At 58.3% G+C, this 4,901-nt stretch carries 5 protein-coding genes; 3 read left to right on the top strand and 2 right to left on the bottom strand.

Annotated elements, in window-relative coordinates; translation table 11 throughout:
- Positions 1-432: 432 nt before the first annotated feature.
- From NW857_RS12245 to NW857_RS12235, 3 genes are read left to right on the top strand one after another with little or no spacing between them, the layout of a single operon-like run.
- Positions 433-1,392 carry an NAD(+) kinase gene (locus NW857_RS12245; protein WP_414348496.1) on the top strand — a complete coding sequence of 320 codons (960 nt, stop codon included), beginning with the start codon at positions 433-435 and terminating at the stop codon, positions 1,390-1,392.
- A gap of 60 nt (positions 1,393-1,452) precedes the next feature.
- Entirely contained in the window at positions 1,453-2,091 is a 639-nt protein-coding gene (locus NW857_RS12240; RefSeq protein ID WP_414335909.1) for a histidine phosphatase family protein, read from the top strand.
- A 48-nt stretch (positions 2,092-2,139) separates the two neighbouring features.
- A complete protein-coding gene (locus NW857_RS12235; protein ID WP_414338915.1) occupies positions 2,140-3,099 on the top strand; it encodes a patatin-like phospholipase family protein in 960 nt (319 codons plus the stop codon).
- 105 nt (positions 3,100-3,204) lie between these two features.
- On the opposite strand, the gene NW857_RS12230 is transcribed toward NW857_RS12235, so the two are convergent.
- Both NW857_RS12230 and NW857_RS12225 read right to left on the bottom strand, forming a co-directional pair.
- Positions 3,205-4,245, bottom strand: coding sequence for a DUF58 domain-containing protein (locus NW857_RS12230; protein WP_414369101.1), 1,041 nt, complete (start codon positions 4,243-4,245; stop codon positions 3,205-3,207).
- Between the two features lie 197 nt (positions 4,246-4,442).
- The coding region (locus NW857_RS12225; protein ID WP_414369099.1) for a DegT/DnrJ/EryC1/StrS family aminotransferase at positions 4,443-4,901 on the bottom strand (459 nt) is incomplete at its 5' end.

The raw sequence follows: 4,901 nt of genomic DNA, 5'->3' as shown, positions 1-4,901 counted from the left end.
GCAAAGCTATCTGTTGGGATTACAAGCTCTGGTGCAGCACCTGCGCCTGCAATCGGCGTAGGTGCCCGCAACTGTCCGGCAACGCTTGCACGGCTGTGCCGATCCAGCAGGTCACACTGCTTAGCTCAGCCAAATACGGATGAAGACACTTTGCCGCCAGCCCAAGCGCTCCGCGCCGCTCACGCGACCACCCCCAACCCCTCTCCCAGAGGGAGAGGGGAGTTGGAGCGGCGCGTTTGCGGCAGCGCTGCCTAGCAATAACGACGCGACGAGCCGTTTTTTACTGCTATTTGGAATGACTACTTAGAGATTTTTTTAAGGATCCCCAGTAAATGTGAAAAAAGTGAAAGGGAATGCTTGGGGAAATGAGGCCTTCTGGGCAACCTTCAGCCCCAAGAGGGATGATCGGAAGGGATCTCTGGGCGAGGGCTTATGGACTTGGGCTTGGTGGTGATCGCCTACAAGGAGGGGGATCGGGAGAGCAAAGCCGCCTGTCAATTGTGTGCGGAGCAATTGCGTCGGCGCGGCGTTACGGTGCTGACCGCTCCCACCGGCTTGCACCACAACCCCTACCCGGTCTTTTTGGAGGCCACTTCGGATCCCATCGATCTGGTGGTGGTGCTGGGGGGAGATGGGTCGGTGTTGGCGGCAGCCCGCCACCTGGCCCCGCACGGGATCCCGATTTTGCCCATTCAGTCGGGGGGCAGGCTGGGGTTTTTGGCCCAGTCGGAGCGGGTGCTGCATCAGGATCCCTGGGATCGCATCCAGGCGGGAGACTTTGTTCTGCAAGCCCGCATGATGTTGCAGGCCCAGATTTGGGAGCAAGCGCAATTGGGGCAGGGAGCTATCCCTGGGGAGGGCAAGCGGCAGGGCCACCCGGTCAGCGAAGTCTACTACGCCCTCAACGAAATGTGCCTCAAGCCCATCAACCGGGAACGCCTGCCCGCCGCCATCATGGAAATCGAAGTCAATGGCGAGATTTTGGATCAGTACCACGGAGATGGCGTGCTGGTGGCCACGCCGACGGGATCCACCTGCTACACCTTGGCAGCCAACGGCCCCATCCTGGAACCTACCTTTGAGGCCATCATCATCACTCCCATTTGTCCCCTCAGCTTGTCCAGCCGGCCCATTGTTATCAGCGGCACGGCCACGGTGGAGATCTGGCCCCTTGCCGATCCGGAAGGGCTGACCCGCCTCTGGACTGATGGTGTCTTGGCTCAATCGGTCAACCCCGGCCAGTGGGTGCAAATTCAACGGGCTCCCCTGCCGGCCAAGCTGATGATCCTAGAAAAAGACCTCTCCTACTTCCGCACCTTGCGAGAAAAGCTGCAGTGGGCCGGCAGCCGCATCTACATCCCCACCACCAACCACCGCCCCGAGGGGGGATAAAGGGATCTTAAAGTTGGGGAGCTAGAGTAGCGGAGTTTAACTCCCCTGGAATCTTCTCCCATGAGCCTCAGACTGTACCTACTCAGACACGGGGAAACCCCCTACAGCCGTTCCGGTAGCTTTTGTGGCGCCCTCGATCCCGACCTCACCCCCGAAGGCCAGCAGATGGCAGAAGCTTTTGCCGCCGCCTATGCCGGGATCCCTTGGCAGGCCCTCTACGTCAGCCCGATGCGGCGCACCTTGGCTACTCTCAGGCCGCTGGCAGAGAAGACGGGGTTGGAGATGCAGATTCGAGAGGGCTTGAGGGAAATCCACTACGGTGAGTGGGAGGGCAAAACCCACGCCGAGGCCCGCGAAGCCCATCCCGAAACCTACTGGCGCTGGATGACCGAGCCGGCCTGGAACGCTCCTCCAGGCGGCGAAACCGCCGTGCAAATTGCCAACCGCGCCCTGCCGGTTGTGGCGGAGATCGAAGCAAAATGGTCGGATGGCAACGTCTTGATCGTCTCCCACAAGGCCACCATTCGGATTCTTCTCTGCAGCCTGCTGGGCATTGACCTGGGCCGCTACCGGGATCGTATCGAGGTTTTGGCTGCCTCGGTCAGCGTGGTCAAGTTCGACCGCTATGGGCCCCTGCTGGAAAGTTTGGGAGAACGCAGCTATTTGCCGCCTGATCTGCGGCAAAGGGCAGGCACCTAAAAGTTTAGAATTACTAGAATCTTTTGGGCTTTTTTTGAACAAGCGACCATGGGCAAAAAACTGGGCTTGGCACTGGGCAGTGGCGGAGCGAGGGGATGGGCCCATATTGGCGTGATCCGGGCGCTAGAACAGGCCGGGATCCCGATCGATTACATTGCCGGGACGAGCATCGGCGCCTTCGTCGGAGCCATTTACGCCGCAGGTGAACTGGATGAGCTAGAGGACTTTGTGCGGGAGCTCAACTGGAAGATGATCCTGTCTTTATTTGATGTAGTCTTTCCCACCTGTGGCCTTCTGGAGGGCAACAAAATCTACGAGCTACTGACGGAACATTTGCAAGAGCTGTGCATTGAAGAGGCCGGGATCCCTTTTTGTTGCGTGGCTACAGATTTGATTACAGGCCAAGAGGTGCTGTTGCGGTCCGGCAAAATGGCCGATGCGGTGCGGGCCAGCATCTCCATCCCCGGCATTTTCACTCCTTTTCAGCACGAAGGTCGCTACCTCAGCGATGGGGGCATTGTCAACCCGCTGCCGGTACGGGTGGTGCGGGAAATGGGCGCCGAGGTTGTCTTGGCGGTCAACCTCAACCACGTGGATCCTGCGGATGTGGAGCCGGAGGTAGAGGAAACGGAGGTAGAAGAAACTTTTCAAAGACGCCGGCGCTTCAATGTCGAAGGAGAGGTGATCGAGAAGGAAACCAGCTTCATCACCCGCATCCACAAACGGTACCAATCTCTACAACAAGCGATCCAGGAAAAAATTAGTCAATGGTTTCCAGACGAGCCTTCTGGCCCCAACATTTTTGACATTATCGGCAGAACTTTGAACATCATGGAGCAAATGGTAACCCACAGCATTTTGGCCGAACATCCACCGGACTTACTGTTACAACCTAAGCTCAGCCAATACAGCATCTTCGATTTCCACCAGGCAGATGCCATTATTCGAGAAGGCTATCGGCAAATGCGACGGGCCATTCCAGAATTGCGCCAAAAGCTGGAGCAGTGAACCAACACTTTTCCAGCGGTTCAACCTAAAGCTTTAAAGAGATCCGCGGCTCAAGCTTTACCAAACGCCTCTCGACGGATCCCGCTATCAAAATAGGTCTGAAGTTCACTCGATTGGGATAAATTGCAATAGCAATCCTGTGTGGATGAGATAGCCCGGGGCAGATTTTCCATCCTGGTCGGGATGGGCCAGCAGCACACAGCGATCGTGGGGGGTGAGGTTAAACCCAACAGAGGGATCAGGCTCTCTTTTCAGTTGAGAGTTGAGTTGGGGATCCCCGACAAAGGTTAGTTGGGCCAACAGAGTTAACAGCCGGTCTTGGTGGGCCAGATCCGCCCCAAAAGCAGTCCGCTCCTGTAAGGTGGCCAGCGCCACCGGGTGGCCTTCTCGAATCAAATAGGTGAGGATCCCGGCACAGCGCTCTACGGCTCGCTCCAGCTTGTTGCGATGGGCTTCAGGGCTTTCTCCCCGCGGCTGCCAGCGATTTTCAAAACAGAGGACGATGGCCTGGGAACGGGGGCGCTCCAGCTCCCGCACAACCAGTTGATCCCGTTTGGCGGAGATCTTCCAGTGCACCGAGCGCACATCATCTTGGGGACGATAGGGCCGCAGGCTAAGGTAGTCCCCCTCCTGGCCGGCCTGAGGGCGCAACTGGCTACCACCGCTCAATTGTTCCCACACCAACAGGTTTTGGACAGGGGCAGGCCGAGGAAACACAATCACCGTCTGCGGGTCCTCGATTTCCACTGCCTTGCGGAAGAGTTCAAAGGGAAAGCTGGTGGCAATCTCAAAACCCTGCAGCCGCCACACCCCTCGCCTTGAAAAGGTGTGTTGATAGAAAGTATCCAGCTTTGCGCCCGGATCCAGGCGCAAAACATAGCTGGAAGGCCAATCTGCCCGCTTCAGCCCCTCGATGCGTTCGCTCACCTGCAGCGAAAAACTGGGCAGGCGTCGCTTGCGATTGACCAGCGTCAGCCCCACCAAGACCGGCTGGCCGGCAAAGATGCGGCTGGGCAACTGCCGGCTCACCTCTAGATCTTTGAGGGTGAGGTCGGAGAGGAGGCCGCTGAGGAGAATGAGGCTGAGCAGCATCCCCAGCACCAGGTATAGGGGATTGTTGCCGGTGTTGAAGGCGGCAATACTCACCAAGAGGGTGATCCCAACAAACCGACCCCCGATGCGGGTAAAGCGGAAGCGGCGCAGAAAACGAACGCGCTGTTTCGATGGCAGCTTTGCAGAAACAGCTCCTGGTCGGGGAGACCATTGAAATAACGGAAATAGTTGAGGTAGTCTTCGGCTGAGCTTCAATAACACCTGAGCTCCCTCCTCAGCGTTCGGAGCCGCTAGGGTTCTTCTGACAAGATTTCGGCAATGGCTACAGCCACCCGCTCCTGCTGCCGGAGAGTTAATTCAGGAAAACAGGGCAGGGACAACACTTGAGCGGCACAGAGTTCGGCATTGGGCAAATCCCCAGGTTTGTACCCCAACTTTTTGCGGTACACCGGCTGCAGATGCAGGGGGATGGGGTAGTAAACGCGGCTGGCAATGCCCCGCTCCTGCAACTGCCGTTGCACAGCATCGCGCCGCCGTGAGTCGGTTGGGTGGGAGCCAGGCACCCGCACCGTGTACTGGTGCCACACCGAGTTGCCCCCCACCGCCACCTGGGGCAGGATCAGGCCAGGGATCCCGTGCAACAGGCGGTGATAGGACTCGGCAATCCCCTGCCGCCGCCAGTTCCACTCCCGCAGGTGGGACAACTTAACCGACAGGATCACCGCCTGCAGCGCATCCAGACGGCTGTT

This window comes from Synechococcus sp. H55.9, from assembly GCF_047462355.1.
In the GTDB taxonomy this organism is placed as follows: Bacteria; Cyanobacteriota; Cyanobacteriia; order Thermostichales; family Thermostichaceae; genus Thermostichus.
Note: the sequence above shows the minus strand (reverse complement) of the source record. Positions and strands in the feature narration are given on the sequence as shown.